Raw genomic sequence first — 17,381 nt, 5'->3', positions numbered from 1 at the left:
ACTTCTACTCGACACAGTTACTGCTCGACCATTCGCCAACCGACGACTCCTGATCGTCAGTTGGCTTAGCATAACCCAGAGTCTGATGAAGCGTAACGCAACGCCGGATGTCTGCATGATCAAGATGACTGCTGTTAACAATCAATTTATGATCCCTTGCAAACACACTGAAAAAGCCTAAAATACTGTATATATAAACAGTATTTTAGGCTTTGCTATGTCGTCCTCAAACCCATTAAATTCACCTCTAAAAGGCTACGGCACCAGTAATCTTATGGCCGGGCGCTTTAGCAAACAAAAGCTTAGTCAAGACATTAACGAGGAGACGCTAATCGCTCGTGAGTCATGGCATCCGCAGACTCAAGTACACTTCTCCAAAGCCAACAGCATCATCAGTCGCAACCACTCACCCGATGTGCCTTTCAATCTTTCTATCAATCCTTACCAAGGTTGCGAACATGGCTGTATTTATTGTTTTGCACGACCTACTCACGCCTATCTGGATTTGTCTCCAGGCTTGGACTTTGAAACCAAATTGGTGGCAAAAACCAACGCCGCTGAATTATTAGCAAAAGAGTTAGCTCACCCTAACTATCAATGTGAACCCATTGCCTTGGGCATCAATACCGATGCCTATCAACCCATTGAAAAAGACTTAAAACTCACCCGTGCTTTGCTGGAAGTGGCCTTAGCGCACAAACAACCCATTTCCTTGATCACCAAAAGCGCCTTGATTCTTCGCGACATAGACATCTTAGCGACAATGGCAAAACACCGACTGGTTCATGTTGCCATCAGTGTGACTACCTTAGATAAGGATTTGAAACGGATTTTAGAGCCCAGAACGGCCTCTGGCAGTAAGCGCCTAGACGTCATTAGGGCACTCACCGAGGCTTGCATTCCTGTTACTGTACTGGCCGCACCAGTGATTCCCTTTATTAATGATCATGAGCTGGAAAGCATAGTGGCCGCGAGTGCGCAGGCTGGCGCTCACTCTATTCATTACATCATGCTGCGTTTGCCTTACGAAGTGGCGCCGCTGTTTGAGGAATGGTTGCAGCAACATTTTCCACAACGGGCAGACCATGTATTACAACGTATTATGGACATGCGCGGTGGCAAGCTATACGACAGTCGATTTGGCAAACGTATGACAGGAGATGGTTTATTTGCTGATATTATTCGCCAGCGCTTTCGTATCGCTCGCAACAAACACGGCTTGAGTGATCAGCGTCATGGTTATTTAGATTGCTCTAGGTTCAGCCTACCGCCCAAAACTGGCGATCAACTTGGCTTGTTTTGAGCGAAATCGGCTCAATTTATTCGGCGTTAGCTTGAATACGGAGCGCCACTCCGGCTGCCGAAGTTCGATTTTCTACCCCAAGCTTGGGAAAAATTTGTTCTAGATGCTTGTTTACCGTACGCGGGCTCATGGCCAGAATCTCGCCAATCTCACGATTGGTTTTGCCATTAGCGATCCAATGTAATACTTGCGATTCACGCTCGGTTAACGACAAACGGTTACGCAACAGTTCCGCCCCCGATAAGCGCTCACCATCTTCCAGTTTCACCAGCGCTTCACCCTGTTCCGTCATACCCAGAAACTTCAGTGTCAAAGGGTAATCGAGGTGGGATAAAGGCAATCGATTGCCTTCTTGTGGTGAGTGAAGCAACCAATCTTTTACCAGATGACTCAGCTGATCCTGCTGCCAATCTGGTGTAAGTCGAGCTTTGGCCATCAAGGCGTGGGTCTGTGGTGTGGCCCACGCAATGGCACCGGTACGGTCAAAAGTCATCAAATTTTGACCCATGCTGTCTAAAGCAAACTGGGCATTATTGCTTAAGCGTGCGTTCGATAAATGCACCTTCATACGCGCCAGCAATTCATTAGGCTGAATGGGCTTGGTGAGATAATCTACGCCACCCGCTTCCAAGCCTCGCACTATGTCATCCGTATGATTCAAGCCCGTCATAAAGATCACCGGGATATTCGCTAAGGCGGGATCTTGCTTGAGGGCTTTACAGGCCGTAAAACCATCCATTACTGGCATGATGGCATCCATTAAAATAATATCTGGACGAATACGCTTGGCGATTGTTAAAGCTTGCTTTCCCTCTAGGGCAACCAGTACATCCATATGAGCTTGTTCGAGGGTATCGTGTATCAAACTTAATGCATCAGGCGAGTCATCTACGACCAGCACTATGTCATTGTTATGATTCTCACTCTTCATCAACTGTTATCTCATATACTTCGCTGTTGTATATAGTGCGCAATGCCATCAAACTGGAAGCCTTGATATAACAGTTCCAATTGCGCCAAATGGTGGGCGTCTAATCTGTCCTCTGTGGTAATCTGATCAAGGCATTCGCGCACGCCTTTTTTGTAACCCATTTGAGCAAAAGCGATCAGTTCACGTATGCTTTCATGATCTTCAATGGGCGTTTCACTGGATACTTCCATGGTTTGCTGCTGACTCAGTGTATCAGTTAATGACGATAATTGATCAGTATCTTGATAAATCCACTGAACCGCTAGCCAATCTTGAATGGCCTCCAACAAATCGGTATTTTTAATCGGTTTCACTAAATATTGATTGAATACCCTTTGTTCATCAGGCTGACGCTGACTTTCCTGAACATCCGCTGACAGCATAATAATAGGCACCAAATACCCTTGCTGGCGCAACTCCTTGGCCAGACTGAGTCCATCCATTCCCGGCATGGAAACATCCAAAATAAACAGGTCTGGTGAAGTGTTTGCTAAGTCTCGCAAACAGGTTTCTGCGTCCGGCGCTTCTTGTACATGAAAGCCTAATGGCGACAAAATATCCGACAATAAGCCACGCACAACGGGATCATCGTCCACCAACAAGATACTGCGTTGATAGCCCTGATAACCCACAATACGACGATTGGAAGTCAAACCGACATCCCCTTCACTGACCCAAGGCAACATCAGCGATACTTTAAATTCACTGCCTTCACCCGGTATCGACTTGGCTTGCAAATCTCCGCCCATAATCTCTGATAAGAGTTTCACTATCGTCAGACCCAAGCCCGTACCCGGCAGGTTAGCCGTAGACAAATCACGAACGCGCTCAAAAGGATCAAAAATCCGCTGCAAATGCTCTTGCTTAATGCCCAACCCAGTATCACGTATCACAAACTCCGCCACCTGATTACGATAATTCACTTCAAACTGCACACTGCCTTGCGGCGTGTATTTGACTGCATTAGAAAGCAGATTAATCAGTATTTGACGGAGTCGTTTTTCATCCGTCACCACGTGATTGGGTAATGGAGCAAGAATTTTCGACTGGAATTGAATGCCTTTGGCGCGCGCCTGCATAGCAAACACACTGTTCAGTTCATCAATCAGTTTGGGCAGGTTCACCGTATTACGATACAAATCAAAACGGCCTGCTTCTATCTTCGATATATCCAGTAAACCTTCAATCAAATCAGCAAGATACAAACCACTACGTTGAATAATATCCAAGCCATTTTGATGCCCAGATGGGGTGTCTTGTTTGTCTGACAACAATTGCGCATAACCAATAATAGACTGTAACGGCGTGCGTAATTCGTGGCTGATCCCACTCAGATAACGACTTTTGGCCTCATTCGCTTGCTCGGCTTGTTCCTTCGCCCCTTGTAACGCTCGATCCGTTTCTTGGTGCGCCTCAATTTCTCGTGTCAGTTTGCGTGTTTGACGGTTGGATTCTTTCTGCGCCACCACACGACTTTCATGGGCTAATAAAAACAGCCACGACAATACACCAGACACAATCAACAAGGTAAAAAACAACGCCCACATGGTCTCTTGCAACAACAGGGCTTCGCTGTCATTAGTGGGCGACATTTGGCGATAAATCAGCATCATCAAAGCACCATTGATGATGTTGATCATGATCAACAAGGAAGCGAAACGTCCCAAACGGCTACTGATGGCCTTGGCCATACGCCTAGGTAAAAATAATTTGAGAAAATAATCACTCTGCTGGGAAATATTGGCTTTCGGCTTACAACTGTCCAAACATCTAGCATCCAAAGAGCAACAGAGAGAACAAATGGGTAGCTGATAAGCCGAACAATAACTCATGTCTTCTACTTCAAAGGCATTCTCACAAATACCGCACACTAAACTGTGACGAGGTTTTGCCGCTTCCACCAAAGGCACCAATTCTGGACTCTGTCGCGCAATGTAATACTTGCCCTTAGTCAACCAAGCAATCAGTGGCACACATACAAAGCAGGTGGCAATGGAAATGAAATGACACAAGCTCTTCGCCACCTCACCAAACAAGCCCAGATAGCACAATAGGCCTAAGCTGGTCGCCACCAACATAGAGCCAGTACCCACAGGATTAATGTCATACAAATGGGCGCGTTTGAATTCCACATCACTGGGGCTCAAACCTAATGGTTTGTTAATCAGCAAATCCGCAGACAAGCTCGACAACCAACTCACCGCACTGATGGCAAACACGCTCAAAATAGCCCCAAGCGCTTGATAAATACCCAGCTCCATTAATAACAAAGCAATGGTCACATTAAACACCAGCCAAACCACTCGACCGGGGTGAGAATGAGTTAATCGGGAAAAGAAATTCGACCAAGCAATGGAACCGGCATAAGCGTTGGTCAAATTGATCTTCATCTGACAAATAAACACAAATACAGCGGCGAGAATCAATGCCGTAGAAGGCGTGGTAAGAAACAAAAAGATGCGCTGATACAGATAGGTTGGGTCGGTGGCTTGCACAGCAGTGGCCCCATCGGTAATGGCCAAATACGCCAAGAAGGATCCCAACAGCATTTTAATGGCGCCAATAAACACCCAACCTGGGCCAGCCAAAATCAACCAAAACCACCAACGACGACGATTACTTATGTCCTTCTTCGGAAAAAAACGCAGGTAATCCACTTGTTCGCCTATTTGCGCCATCAAGGCAAACAATACCGACGCCGCCGCACCAAACAGTACCCAATCAAACTGGGTCGATTGAGGTAAATGTTGCGGAACAAACTCAGACCAGCCAGAAAAATTTTGGTACTCCTGACTTACCACCACACCAATAGCAGCCACTTGCAACACCAACCAGATCCATTGTGTGCCATTCTGAAAACGGCTGATGGCGCGAATACCATGCGTCACAATGGGGATGACAAACAAGGCAGACAAGGCATAACCCAAAGCCAATGGAATCCCTAATAACACTTCCAAAGCCGACGCCAAAATGGCCGCCTCAATGGCAAAGAAGATAAAGGTAAAGGTGGCATAAATAAGCGAGGTGATGGTGGAACCAAGATAACCAAAACCCGCTCCGCGAGTCAGTAAGTCAATGTCTAAGCCATGTTTTGCCGAATAATAGGCAATCGGAAAACCGGTAACAAAAAACACCGCCAGCACTACCAAAATGGCCGCTACCGCATTGGTAAAGCCATAGCCTAGGGTGATCACCGCAGCCAATCCTTCTAACGCCAAAAAGGCGGCGGCTCCCAATGCGGTATGCCCCACCCTTTCGATGCTCATGGTATGACCACCCTTCGCAGTATAACGCAAAGCATAATCTTCCAATGTTTGGTCAGCGACCCACTTGTTGTAGTGTCGCCGTACCTTATAGATTTTCTGCGTAGCTGTCATAATCCCTGTGTAAAATGGTAGCTGTTATAATTACTGTGTTAAATAATAGCCAAAGCCATACCGGTCCCCGCAATAACGCCACCTAATACTTGATTAAGCCGCTGCATACCCTGTTGCTGAAACCAGCGCCCAACCCCTAGGCCAACAGCCTGAATCAAAGCCGTTGCTAAAACAAAGCCCAAAGTATAGGAGCCAGCAGAAGCCGTCACTGGCATTTCCAAACCATGTGCCGCACCGTGGCATACGGCAAAACTGGCGGTAAGTAGAAGACTGCACCATAAAGGTAAATGTTTAGCGGCAAGCAACAAGATACCGAATACCATCACCGACATCACAATGCCTTGCTCAATGAAAGGCACATTCACATCCATGAAAGCCAATACTCCACCGCCCAACATCATTGCTATAAAAGACAAAGGCACCGCCCACAAGGCACGGCCACCCAAATTTGTCGCCCAAACGCCCACGGCAAACATGGCCAATAAGTGATCCAAGCCGGTAAAAGGATGCACAAAACCAGCTAATCCAAGCATGCCTTCGCCATGCCCCGAATGCGCTAATGTCAGGTTTGTCGACAAAACCAGAACCAAGGCCACACAAGATTTCGAGATGAGATATTTCATAATGTTTCTCCCCTTACACAACCGCTTTGGCAGGTGGCAAGCTTTTCGCTTCCAACATGCCTTCTGAGACAATGAATTGAATAATGTCGTCCAGACCTTGAGCCGCTTTTAAGTTTGAAAAGACAAAAGGACGAGCACCGCGCTGCGCCTTGGCATCTTTGTCCATCACCTCTAAAGAGGCACCGACTAATGGCGCTAAATCTATCTTATTGATGATCAAAAGATCCGATTTGGTAATGCCAGGGCCACCTTTACGGGGAATTTTATCGCCTGCTGACACATCGATCACATACAGGGTTAAATCAGATAATTCAGGACTGAAAGTGGCACTCAAGTTGTCCCCACCCGATTCCACAAACACCACATCCAACTCACCGTGACGTTCAACCAATTCATCAATGGCCGCCAGATTCATAGAAGCATCTTCGCGAATGGCCGTATGTGGACATCCTCCCGTTTCCACACCAATAATACGATCCGCCTCTAAGGCTTCATGGCGCGTCAAAAATTTCGCGTCTTCTTGTGTATAAATATCATTGGTGACCACTGCGATCTGATAATGCTCACGCATGGCAGAACACAAAGAGCGTAACAAGGCGGTTTTTCCTGACCCCACAGGGCCACCCACACCCACCCGCAGAGTTTGTTTTGGTTTTGTCATAAAATACGTCCTCTTTTGTGCGCTTATCTGAGCACTTTTTATTTAAACGGCTTTATCAATTTAAGCGACTACATCTATTTAAACGGCTAAATCTATTTAAACGGCTAATCTATTTAAATGGCTAAGTTTCGCAGCCCAATCCTAAGTCATGAACGAAACAACCTTGTGTATTGGGTTTCGTGCAAACTACTGGCGATGGCCAAAGCGGGTAAACCTGCCCCTATGTCATCTTCCTCTATGTGTTTTGCTATCTGAATCGCCTCTGAGATCACGGGTTGTAACTCACCTAACAATTGTTGCGCTTGCGTTTGCCCTAAAGGAACTAACTTAGTAGCCGCCGCAATTTGGTTTTCCAGCCAAGACCAAGTAAAACCCAATGCCGCGGTATCGAACTCGATTTTCCAGTGGCAGGCGGCCACCGCAAACAAGATCACAAAACTGACTTGCTCAATGCGCTGAAACGGGGTTGCAATCGACAAGCTGCGCATCAGACGCGCTAAGGCTTCCCCCATGGCAGTATCGTTTAATCTCAGTTCTTTGGTCTCGCGACAAGCCAATACCAAGTCGTTCAAGGCCACCAGCTTGCTGTCATCTTGCTCATACCAAGCGGCCATGGCCAAACGTAAAATAGGCAAATCCACCCGAGCAAAAGCATGCAATAATTGCACTTGCGTCCACTGTGCCACATCCGCTTGTTTGCTCAGCCAAGCTTTCTCAATCGCGTATTCCAAGCCTTGAGAAAAGGCGTAACCACCCACGGGCAAGCTGACACTGCTTAACTGCAGCAAGCGTAGCAAGGACTGATCAGTGGTGGTGATGACCATGACTGTAAGCTCCAGATTCTGGATTAAACACCGCTTCTTCATGGCTAACCACTAAGCCCAATAAATGCAACATGTCTTCTAATACATGATCCGGCTTAATGCGTAACCAACGTTCACCCACTTCTACCTTGGTATGACGGTTGCCCAAGTGATAACAGGCTTTAGAAAATACCGTCCAATTGTCGCAACTGGCATGGGCAACAGCTTCTAACGCACCTTCTACTTGAATGATCTTGCCACACTCAGAACGCAAAAATTCCCCGACCAATAAAGGTTTACCCCGCTCCAAAAAGACTCGAACCGTGTCACCATTGGCACCCGTTAACTTCAGGCGACCACGCTCACGCTGCTCAGCATCCAAGGTGACTGTAGTAAACACAGGGTCATGGCAATGGGTTCCTAAACGCGTATAAATATCCAAATTCGTTTCTCCTCTCCACGCCTTTTTATTAGCGATGTTTTATAAAAGGCTATAAAGACACTCAAAATTTTCACCTTGCTCTGGACAAGCTAAAACAAGTTATAAAGCTGCGCTAAAGGCAGCTCTTTGGCCGGTTCACAAGTCAGTAACTCGCCATCCGCCCTGACTTCATAAGTCTGGGGATCCACGGTAATCTCCGGCATCCAGTCATTGTGGACCATGTCAGATTTACCAATGTTGCGGGTGTTTTTGCAGGCCACTAAACTGCGTTCTAATCCCAAACTTTGCTTAATCCCATTGTCTAATGAGGCCTGTGATACAAAGGTCACCGAGGTTGCCGCACTGGCCTTGCCAAAGGAGCCAAACATAGGACGATAATGCACAGGCTGCGGTGTGGGTATCGATGCATTGGGGTCCCCCATGGGCGCATTGGCAATCATGCCGCCCTTGATAATTAAAGAGGGTTTAACCGCAAAAAACGCTGGCTTCCACAATACCAGGTCCGCCAATTTACCCGCTTCAATGGAGCCCACTTCATGACTGACACCATGCGCAATGGCAGGGTTAATGGTGTATTTAGCGATATAGCGTTTGGCGCGAAAATTGTCCGCGCCTAATGCCGTATCCTCTGGTAACAAGCCGAATTGCTGCTTCATTTTGTGCGCAGTCTGCCAAGTTCGAGTGACCACTTCACCCACTCGTCCCATGGCTTGTGAATCGGATGAGATCATGGAGAAAGCACCACGATCATGGAAAATGTCTTCCGCGGCAATGGTTTCCTTACGGATACGAGAGTCGGCAAAGGCCACGTCTTCAGGGATATTACTGTCTAAATGATGACATACCATCAGCATGTCCAGATGTTCATCGACGGTATTTTGGGTATAAGGACGGGTCGGATTGGTCGAAGATGGTAGTACATTAGCCCGTCCAGCAGCACGAATAATGTCCGGCGCATGACCGCCACCCGCCCCTTCCGTGTGATAAGTGTGAATCACTCTGTCTTTAAAGGCGCTCAAGGTGCTATCGACAAAGCCTGATTCGTTCAAGGTATCGGTATGAATCGCTACCTGTACATCGTATTTTTCCGCGACCGACAAACAACAATCGATAGACGCAGGTGTGGTGCCCCAATCTTCATGCAATTTCAAGCCACAGGCACCCGCCTCTAATTGTTCCTCAAGGGCCTCAGGTAAGCTGGCATTGCCCTTTCCTAAGAAGCCCAAATTCATTGGCATACTGTCGGTGGCTTGCAGCATTTTGCCCAAATACCAAGGCCCCGGCGTACAGGTAGTGGCATTGGTGCCCGTCGCCGGACCCGTACCACCACCTATCATGGTGGTCACACCTGAGGTAAGGGCTTCTTCAATCTGTTGTGGACAAATGAAGTGAATGTGCGCGTCGATACCGCCCGCGGTAAGAATAGAACCTTCCCCAGCAATGACTTCAGTACCTGGGCCAATGACAATGTCCACATTATCTTGTACATCTGGGTTACCGGCTTTACCCACTTTGAAGATACGGCCGTTTTTGACCCCAACATCGCCTTTGACTATGCCCCAATGATCCAGTACCAAGGCATTGGTAATCACCAAATCAACGGCGACCTCATTGGTCAACTGACTTTGCCCCATACCATCACGAATGACCTTGCCGCCGCCAAATTTCACTTCATCCCCATAGGTAGTGAAATCCTGCTCCACTTGAATCCATAAGTCGGTGTCGCCTAACCGCACTCTGTCGCCAGTGGTCGGGCCAAACATTTGTGCGTAACTTTGTCGGTCCATGCTTGCCATCAGTCTGTCTCCTCTGTCGCCAGTTTGCCCATCACATCACCACGAAAACCATAAATGCTTTTGCTGCCAGCGTATGCCACCAGTTCTACTTCTCGTCCCTGACCGGGTTCGAAGCGCACCGCCGTCCCGGAAGCAATATTAAGGCGATAGCCTTTGGTGGCAGGTCGATCAAAGACTAACGCTGGATTCACCTCATAAAAATGGTAATGGGAACCTATCTGCACTGGGCGATCCCCCGTGTTTTCCACTCGAACTCTCAAGGTTTTGCGTCCTTGATTCAGTACAATGTCGCCTTCGCTAACCTGTATTTCTCCTGGAATCATCTTGCTTCTCCCCAGTTAATTGATCGGGTTGTGAACCGTTACCAGCTTAGTACCATCAGGAAAGGTTGCCTCAACCTGAACCTCATGAATCAAATCCGCTACGCCATCCATAACCTGCTCTGCGCTCAATAAGGTTTTACCGTAAGCCATTAATTCTGCAACACTTTTACCATCCCTCGCGCCTTCGATAATCTCCATAGTGAGATAGGCCATGGCTTCAGGATAATTGAGTTTTAAGCCGCGATTTAAGCGACGTTCAGCCAATAAGGCAGCGGTAAACACCAGCAGTTTGTCTTTTTCTCTTGGTAGTAATTCCATATTCAAAGCCTCTTCATCATTAGGTCGCCCAAATACGTGGCGCACAGGCATTGCGCTGCATCAGTTCAGGTCGCAATTGTTGCCAACACTGAATAAACAAATGTTTCATTTGCTCGCTGTCACCATGCACAGCGCGCACCAAAATAAACTCATCCACCAAAGACACGCCTGCTAATCCAGAAAATTCGGCACATAAGTCACGTATGACAGTTAAGGCCTCGTCTGATAAATCCGTAACAGGCCCAGCCACCAACAAACCATTTACCGCTTGTCCTTGTAAGCCAGCCGCCGAATTCATTACCGCTGCGGAATCTTTATCAATGCGTAACCGCTCGCGCAGCCTGATACGACCATCCACATTGATCTGAAAACTTTGGTTAGCGCGTCCTTGAGCAAAGTCCAATTGATTAGCGGGCAAGCCAAAACAGGTGATTTCCCAACCGATAAAACGCGCCCCAGAGTCAAGGTGAATCTGATTCACTAACGCTGTATTGGCATCGGGGTACAGTATGGTTTCTTGTGGCAACCACTCCATGATGGCGTGGTTTGGTACGTGCAAATGGGTTGTTTGACGCTGTAATAATTTGTCTGGCCGAGCACGGTAAACCCGACCCGCTCCGGGTGTGGTGATCAATACATGAGTATGCGGCTGTTGACGTGATTCAATGACCAATTCATCCCCCGACACCAAGCCGCCTGGTGGGTGCAGCAAATACACATGTGCCGTGTCTTGGCCTTCAGGATAGAAAGGCTTTTGCACATACAAAGGCCCTTTATGATCACAGGTTTTCAGTACAGTTCCACGAGCGCCATATGCAAACCCCAAGCGCAAATAGGCTTGCCATTGACTGGCTGTTTGCTCATTACTGGGACGACTCAGAGCGAGGGTCATACGGCTAAATACTGTTTAATGAGATCATCGTTCAAGTTTTCCATCTTATCTGCGGCGACAATTCGACCTTTTTCCATGAGACGAAACTCCTTGCCCACGCGACGGGCAAAGCCCAATTTTTGTTCGATTAGGATCACGGTTAAACCTTCTTCCTCATTCAGTTTAAGAATCACATCGCCTATTTGTTTAACAATATTAGGTTGGATCCCCTCATTTGGTTCGTCCAAGATTAAAACTTTTGGCTCCAATACCAAAGCCCGCCCAATGGCCAATTGCTGCTGCTGACCACCCGACAAATCGCCACCACGACGATGCAACATTTCTTTCAATACCGGAAAGAGTTCAAAGACTTTTTCCGGTATGGCTTTTTTCTTTTGTACTGGCAGGCCAATACGCAAATTTTCCTCCACCGTTAACATGGGAAAAATATCACGGCCTTGAGGTACATAGCCAATGCCTGCGTAAGCACGTCGTTCTGCACTTTGTTTATGCAAGGCTTGCTGGTTCAGTAAAATTTCACCGCTTTTAATGGGCAACAAACCCATAATGGCTTTCATCAAGGTGGTCTTGCCCACACCGTTGCGGCCCATAATGCATGTAATGGAGCCTGGTACTATGTCTAAATCCAGATCCCATAAAATTTGTGTTCCACCATACAATTGGCTGACTTTTTTCATGCTGATCATAGGGTTAGGCCTCCACCGCTTCTTCGCCTAAATAGACTTCAATGACGTCTTTATTGTTCTGAATCTGATCCATGGTGCCTTCTGCTAACACAGAGCCTTGATGCAGCACAGTCACAGTGCGAGCAATACTGCGCACAAACTCCATATCATGCTCCACCACAATAACGGTACGTTCTCCGGCTAAGGACGTCAGCAACTCCGCGGTGCGTTCCGTTTCCTGAGCCGTCATGCCAGCTACGGGTTCATCAATCAGTAAAAGTCTAGGATCGGATACAAGAAGCATGCCTATTTCCAACCATTGCTTCTGCCCATGAGACAAAGCGCCAGCTTGCATAAAACGCTGCTCACTCAAACCTATGATTTTCAGCACCTCATCGATACGATCAATTTCACTGGGTGACAATCGAGAAAATAGAGTCTGTAGTACTCGCTTATCCGTTTTCAAAGACAACTCTAAGTTGTCAAACACACTTTGCTCTTCAAATACCGTAGGTTTCTGGAACTTACGTCCAATCCCCAACTGGGCTATGTCCGCTTCGTCTTTGCTCAGCAAGTTATGGGTTTGACCAAAAAACACCGAACCAGAATCGGGCTGAGATTTGCCGGTAATCACATCCATCAAAGTGGTTTTGCCCGCGCCATTGGCACCAATCAGGCAACGCAGCTCTCCGTCTTTCACATACAAATTTAAGTCGTTCAACGCCTTGAAGCCATCAAAGCTTAAATTCAAGCCTTCTACATAAAGAATCATCTGATTTGAAACATCCACTTTAGTCCCTTGTTCTGGCGCTAAAAATGGCCATACCTGATCACGACGGAAGGTGTCCCTTAGACTTTGTAGTGATTGATCTATGGCATTCATGATGACGCCTCCTGTGTCGGTAGGGTTTGGCGTTTCGATTTAAGCTGTCCGTATAGACCAATCAAGCCTTTGGGTAAGAACAGGGTCACCAAGACAAATAACGCGCCTAAGGCAAATAACCAACCATCTGGCATAATGGCGGTAAAACGGGTTTTAGCGTAGTTCACCAATAAAGCGCCTATGATGGCACCAATCAAAGTACCTCGGCCTCCAACGGCGACCCAAATAACAATCTCAATAGAATTGATGGGAGAAAACTCTCCTGGGTTAATGATGCCCACTTGTGGTACATATAAGGCGCCTGCCACCCCAGCGATCACCGCCGAGTAGACAAACAACCACACCTTATAACGTTCCGTGCGATAGCCAATAAAACGGGTACGGGCCTCCGCATCTCGTATTGCTAAAGTCACCTTACCCAAGCGAGAAGACAGAATGCGCTGACTGAGCAACAAGACCAAAGCCAACAACAAGGCCGTTATGATAAACAGCGACACTCTTGTGGCATCAGACTGCAAATCAAAGCCTAAAATTTCCTTAAAATCGGTTAGTCCGTTATTGCCACCAAAACCCATTTCATTGCGGAAGAAAGCCAACAACAAAGCATAGGTTAAGGCTTGTGTCATGATTGACAAATACACCCCGGTAACACGGGAACGAAAAGCCAGCCAACCAAACACGAAAGCCAATAAGCCCGGCACCAATACGGCCATTATCATAGCGAACCAAAATTGATCCATACCCAACCAGAACCAAGGCAGCTCTTGCCAATCAAGGAACACCATAAAGTCCGGTAAAATGGGATGACCATAGACACCACGGTCACCTATTTGGCGCATCAAATACATACCCATGGCATAACCACCTAGGGCAAAAAATGCCCCATGCCCTAGGCTTAAAATACCGCAGTAACCCCAAATGATATCCACTGCCAAAGCCAACATGGCATAGCAGAGATACTTACCCAATAAGGTAATACTGTAAGTACTCACATACAGGGCCGAGCTTTCTGGTAAGAGTAAATTGGCGGCCGATGCCAATAAGGTGATCCCCAATAACAAAATCACAAAGGGCAAGGTGTATTTGCCAGACGTGCGCCCTGCGCTAAACCAATGCAATAACTTACTCATTCTGCAGCCCTACCTTTTTGTGGAAAGAGTCCTTTAGGACGTTTCTGAATAAAGAGAATGATAAACACCAGCACCAGAATCGCCGCTAACACAGCACCCGTGGTCGGCTCTAAGAACTTATTAGCAATACCCAAGGTGAACGCGGCAACTAAAGTGCCCAACAGATTGCCCACACCGCCAAACACCACCACCATAAAGGAATCAATAATGTAAGCTTGACCCAAGTTTGGCCCTACGTTGGTGAGCTGAGATAGCGCCACGCCCGCAATGCCGGCAATGCCTGACCCTAACCCAAAGGTCATGGCATCCACCCACTCGGTTTTCACCCCCATGGCTTTGGCCATGTTGCGATTTTGCGATACTGCACGCACGTTCAAGCCCAGTGAACTTTTCTTTAAAATCAGCACCAAGGCGATGAATACCAATAAGGCAAAAGCTAAAATATACAGACGATTTAACGTCAAAGACAAGACGGGGTTGATTTCCCATGAACCACTCATCCAACTTGGGGTGGACACTTGACGATTCAAAGGAGAGAAAATAGTACGTACCAGCTGCTGTAAAATCAGACTGATACCAAAGGTGGCCAACAGGGTTTCCAATGGTCGACCGTGCAAACGACAAATCACCAAGCGTTCAATCAAGACACCCATTAAACCCGATACTAAGAAGGCCGCTGGAATGGCCACCCAGATGGAATAATCTATGTAATTAGGCATGATCAATTGCACTACATAAGTGGTATAGGCACCCAACATTATCATTTCACCGTGCGCCATATTGATAACCCCCATCACCCCAAAGGTGATGGCCAAACCAATTGACGCCAATAACAACACGGAACCTAAACTCAAGCCAAAAAACAACTGATCAACAAACGCATATCTCTGTATACTTTGATTGATCTTCTCAAGTGCCTGAGTCGCTGCCGACGCAATCACATTATTCGCATCTTGGCTTAAGGTTACCAAACCATTGCGCACATCGTTTTCCAAGCTACTGGACAAAAACTCAATGGCCGCTAAACGAGCACTTTGACTCTGTTCAACATCTTTTGCTGTGTACAAAGACAAGGCAGTTTGCATCATCTCTTGTACCCTCGAATGGGTTTCTTGTGGATACAGTGCTTCTAGGGTAGCAAAGGTGTCACTATCCAGATCTGCTAACAATTCACGCACCGCATTTTCTCGTAATTCAGGGTCTTTTGAGGTTAATTGCAAACCCGCAATGGTGCCTCTTAACATGCCACGTAACTTATTATTGACCTTTATTTTGCGCACTTTTTTACTGGTAAGTTCCAGCTGAGGCGCAAGACTGAACACATCCACATAGGCTGTTTTACCATCCAGCTTGGTTTTCACCACTAGCTGACGCCCTTCTCGGGTGTAATATAAATCGCCATCCAACCAAGCTTTAAACACAGGCAGCAATGACTCATCGCCCTGCGCTTCCAGTTGCGCCAACATAGCCGGCATTTTGGATAACTTGGTTTGGGTAAGCTCAGACAGCAAGTCTTTGGTTTCCACCGCCATCAGCCAAGTGGGTGAAACCATAAAAATCCCTATCAGGCAGAGACGCAAAATACGTTTCACGAAATATCTCCAGAAGCAGTCGAACATAAGTGACAAAAAAGGCTTCCAGCACTTGCTGGAAGCCAAGTTTCAACCCTGGGGGTGGTCAAATTAGTAATTTTGCCCAGAACACATTTTGGTCTTAGTGTTGTAGTTGCCACAGTTAATTGGGTCGGTCCAATCAGCAATCAGGTCTTTCGAACCTGGCAAGAAGTCAGACCAAGCATCACCTGGCACCACACCGTCAGTTTCCCAGACCACTTCAAATTGACCATCGTCTTGGATTTCACCGATTAACACTGGCTTACTCAAGTGGTGGTTTTTGTTCATCACTGCAGTTCCGCCCGTCAAGTTAGGGGTTTCCTGACCTATCATGGCTTGTTCAACCGCGTCTACGTCAGTTGTACCGGCTTCAGTCACAGCATTGGCCCACATGTTGAAACCAATGTAAGTCGCTTCCATTGGGTCGTTGGTTACGCGCTTAGGATTCTTAGTGAAAGCGCGCCACTGAGTAATGAATTCTTCATTCTCATCACTCTCTACACTTTGGAAGTAGTTCCAAGCGGCCAAGTGCCCTACTAGAGGCGCAGTGTCTAAACCAGATAGCTCTTCTTCACCCACAGAGAAGGCCACCACTGGAATGTCTTCTGAAGAAATACCTTGGTTGCCCAATTCTTTGTAGAAAGGCACGTTTGCATCACCATTGATGGTCGATACCACAGCGGTTTTCTTGCCTGCACTACCGAATTTTTTGATATCGGAAACAATAGACTGCCAATCAGAGTGACCAAATGGCGTGTAATTAATCATGATGTCTTCTTCTGCGACACCCATGTCTTTCAGGTAGGCTTCTAGAATCTTGTTAGTGGTACGCGGATAAACATAGTCCGTACCTGCCAATACCCAACGCTCTACACCCAACTCGTCTTTTAAGTAGTTAACCGCAGGAATGGCTTGTTGGTTTGGCGCAGCGCCTGTGTAGAATACATTTTTAGAAGATTCTTCACCTTCATATTGCACTGGGTAGAACATTAAACCGTTGAGCTCTTCGATAACTGGCAAGACAGACTTACGCGATACGGACGTCCAGCAACCAAAAATGACATCCACTTCATCTTCCGTTAATAACTCACGGGCTTTTTCCGCAAACAAAGGCCAGTTCGATGCAGGGTCAACCACCACTGCTTCAAGTTTTTTACCTAGCAAACCGCCCTTTTTATTCTGTTCTTCGACCATCATCAGAACTGTGTCTTTCAAAGTCGTTTCTGAAATAGCCATGGTGCCTGAAAGAGAGTGCAAAACACCGACTTTAATGGTGTCAGCAGCCAGAGAAGGGAAAGCAATAAGCGTCGCACTGGTCAGCGCAATCGCAGAAGCAAGCGTCTTAATTTTCATGATTGAGTCGTCCTATTGTGATTTTTTGATGCGTACAAACTGATCACTTAGGCGCTTTATCATATGGTTATGACCTAGTGAGCAGTCCATTCAGTATTCAAAAAAAACACCTCACAGGGTATGCGCTAATTACCCTATGGACCTAGGTTAAATGACGTAGTTAAGTACTTTACTTAAGATCATTCTGAGTTTAATCTTGATTAGGCTCGTCCTTGGAATTAATCTCGGT

The 17,381-nt window shown here is 46.9% G+C and carries 17 protein-coding genes; 1 reads left to right on the top strand and 16 read right to left on the bottom strand.

Going from position 1 to position 17,381, the window contains the following annotated elements:
* Positions 1-4: 4 nt before the first annotated feature.
* On the bottom strand, positions 5-145 hold the full coding sequence (locus tag ABXS85_RS13580; RefSeq protein ID WP_353667056.1) for a hypothetical protein: 141 nt from the start codon (positions 143-145) through the stop codon (positions 5-7).
* Positions 146-217: 72 nt separating this feature from the next.
* Between ABXS85_RS13580 and ABXS85_RS13575 the strand changes: the two genes are divergently transcribed.
* On the top strand, positions 218-1,303 hold the full coding sequence (locus ABXS85_RS13575) for a PA0069 family radical SAM protein (protein WP_353667055.1): 1,086 nt from the start codon (positions 218-220) through the stop codon (positions 1,301-1,303).
* 16 nt (positions 1,304-1,319) lie between these two features.
* Here ABXS85_RS13575 and ABXS85_RS13570 read toward each other — a convergent pair whose 3' ends face one another.
* The 15 genes from ABXS85_RS13570 to urtA all read right to left on the bottom strand — a co-directional run bounded on the left by ABXS85_RS13570 (position 1,320) and on the right by urtA (position 17,152).
* Entirely contained in the window at positions 1,320-2,234 is a 915-nt protein-coding gene (locus tag ABXS85_RS13570) for a response regulator transcription factor (protein ID WP_353669780.1), read from the bottom strand.
* A gap of 11 nt (positions 2,235-2,245) precedes the next feature.
* On the bottom strand, positions 2,246-5,650 hold the full coding sequence (locus ABXS85_RS13565; protein WP_353667054.1) for an ATP-binding protein: 3,405 nt from the start codon (positions 5,648-5,650) through the stop codon (positions 2,246-2,248).
* A 38-nt stretch (positions 5,651-5,688) separates the two neighbouring features.
* A complete protein-coding gene (locus ABXS85_RS13560) occupies positions 5,689-6,273 on the bottom strand; it encodes a HupE/UreJ family protein (protein ID WP_353667053.1) in 585 nt (194 codons plus the stop codon).
* Positions 6,274-6,286: 13 nt separating this feature from the next.
* Positions 6,287-6,934: an urease accessory protein UreG gene (gene ureG, locus ABXS85_RS13555; protein ID WP_353667052.1), complete on the bottom strand. Its 648-nt coding sequence runs from the start codon at positions 6,932-6,934 to the stop codon at positions 6,287-6,289.
* A 146-nt stretch (positions 6,935-7,080) separates the two neighbouring features.
* Positions 7,081-7,758, bottom strand: coding sequence for an urease accessory UreF family protein (locus tag ABXS85_RS13550; RefSeq protein WP_353667051.1), 678 nt, complete (start codon positions 7,756-7,758; stop codon positions 7,081-7,083).
* On the bottom strand, positions 7,739-8,179 hold the full coding sequence (gene ureE / locus ABXS85_RS13545) for an urease accessory protein UreE (protein ID WP_353667050.1): 441 nt from the start codon (positions 8,177-8,179) through the stop codon (positions 7,739-7,741). The genes ABXS85_RS13550 and ureE overlap by 20 nt, the downstream gene beginning before the upstream one ends.
* Before the next feature lie 89 nt (positions 8,180-8,268).
* Positions 8,269-9,975: an urease subunit alpha gene (gene ureC, locus ABXS85_RS13540; protein WP_353667049.1), complete on the bottom strand. Its 1,707-nt coding sequence runs from the start codon at positions 9,973-9,975 to the stop codon at positions 8,269-8,271.
* The gene (locus tag ABXS85_RS13535) at positions 9,975-10,298 is read right to left on the bottom strand and encodes an urease subunit beta (RefSeq protein ID WP_353667048.1); all 324 of its coding nucleotides are present in this window, start codon (positions 10,296-10,298) and stop codon (positions 9,975-9,977) included. Before ABXS85_RS13535 ends, ureC begins: the two co-directional genes overlap by 1 nt.
* Before the next feature lie 15 nt (positions 10,299-10,313).
* Complete coding sequence (locus ABXS85_RS13530; RefSeq protein ID WP_353667047.1) at positions 10,314-10,616, bottom strand: urease subunit gamma; 303 nt, start codon at positions 10,614-10,616, stop codon at positions 10,314-10,316.
* Between the two features lie 19 nt (positions 10,617-10,635).
* On the bottom strand, positions 10,636-11,508 hold the full coding sequence (locus ABXS85_RS13525; RefSeq protein ID WP_353667046.1) for an urease accessory protein UreD: 873 nt from the start codon (positions 11,506-11,508) through the stop codon (positions 10,636-10,638).
* Complete coding sequence (urtE, locus tag ABXS85_RS13520; RefSeq protein WP_113875315.1) at positions 11,505-12,194, bottom strand: urea ABC transporter ATP-binding subunit UrtE; 690 nt, start codon at positions 12,192-12,194, stop codon at positions 11,505-11,507. Before urtE ends, ABXS85_RS13525 begins: the two co-directional genes overlap by 4 nt.
* 4 nt (positions 12,195-12,198) lie before the next feature.
* Positions 12,199-13,056, bottom strand: a complete 858-nt coding sequence (urtD, locus tag ABXS85_RS13515; RefSeq protein ID WP_353667045.1) for an urea ABC transporter ATP-binding protein UrtD — start codon at positions 13,054-13,056, stop codon at positions 12,199-12,201.
* Entirely contained in the window at positions 13,053-14,186 is a 1,134-nt protein-coding gene (gene urtC, locus ABXS85_RS13510) for an urea ABC transporter permease subunit UrtC (protein WP_353667044.1), read from the bottom strand. The genes urtD and urtC overlap by 4 nt, the downstream gene beginning before the upstream one ends.
* The gene (gene urtB / locus ABXS85_RS13505; RefSeq protein ID WP_353669779.1) at positions 14,183-15,739 is read right to left on the bottom strand and encodes an urea ABC transporter permease subunit UrtB; all 1,557 of its coding nucleotides are present in this window, start codon (positions 15,737-15,739) and stop codon (positions 14,183-14,185) included. The genes urtC and urtB overlap by 4 nt, the downstream gene beginning before the upstream one ends.
* A 129-nt stretch (positions 15,740-15,868) precedes the next feature.
* Positions 15,869-17,152: an urea ABC transporter substrate-binding protein gene (gene urtA / locus ABXS85_RS13500; protein ID WP_353667043.1), complete on the bottom strand. Its 1,284-nt coding sequence runs from the start codon at positions 17,150-17,152 to the stop codon at positions 15,869-15,871.
* Positions 17,153-17,381: the final 229 nt, after the last annotated feature.

Origin of the sequence: Marinomonas sp. THO17 (assembly GCF_040436405.1) — a bacterium.
In the GTDB taxonomy this organism is placed as follows: Bacteria; Pseudomonadota; Gammaproteobacteria; order Pseudomonadales; family Marinomonadaceae; genus Marinomonas.
Note: the sequence above shows the minus strand (reverse complement) of the source record. Positions and strands in the feature narration are given on the sequence as shown.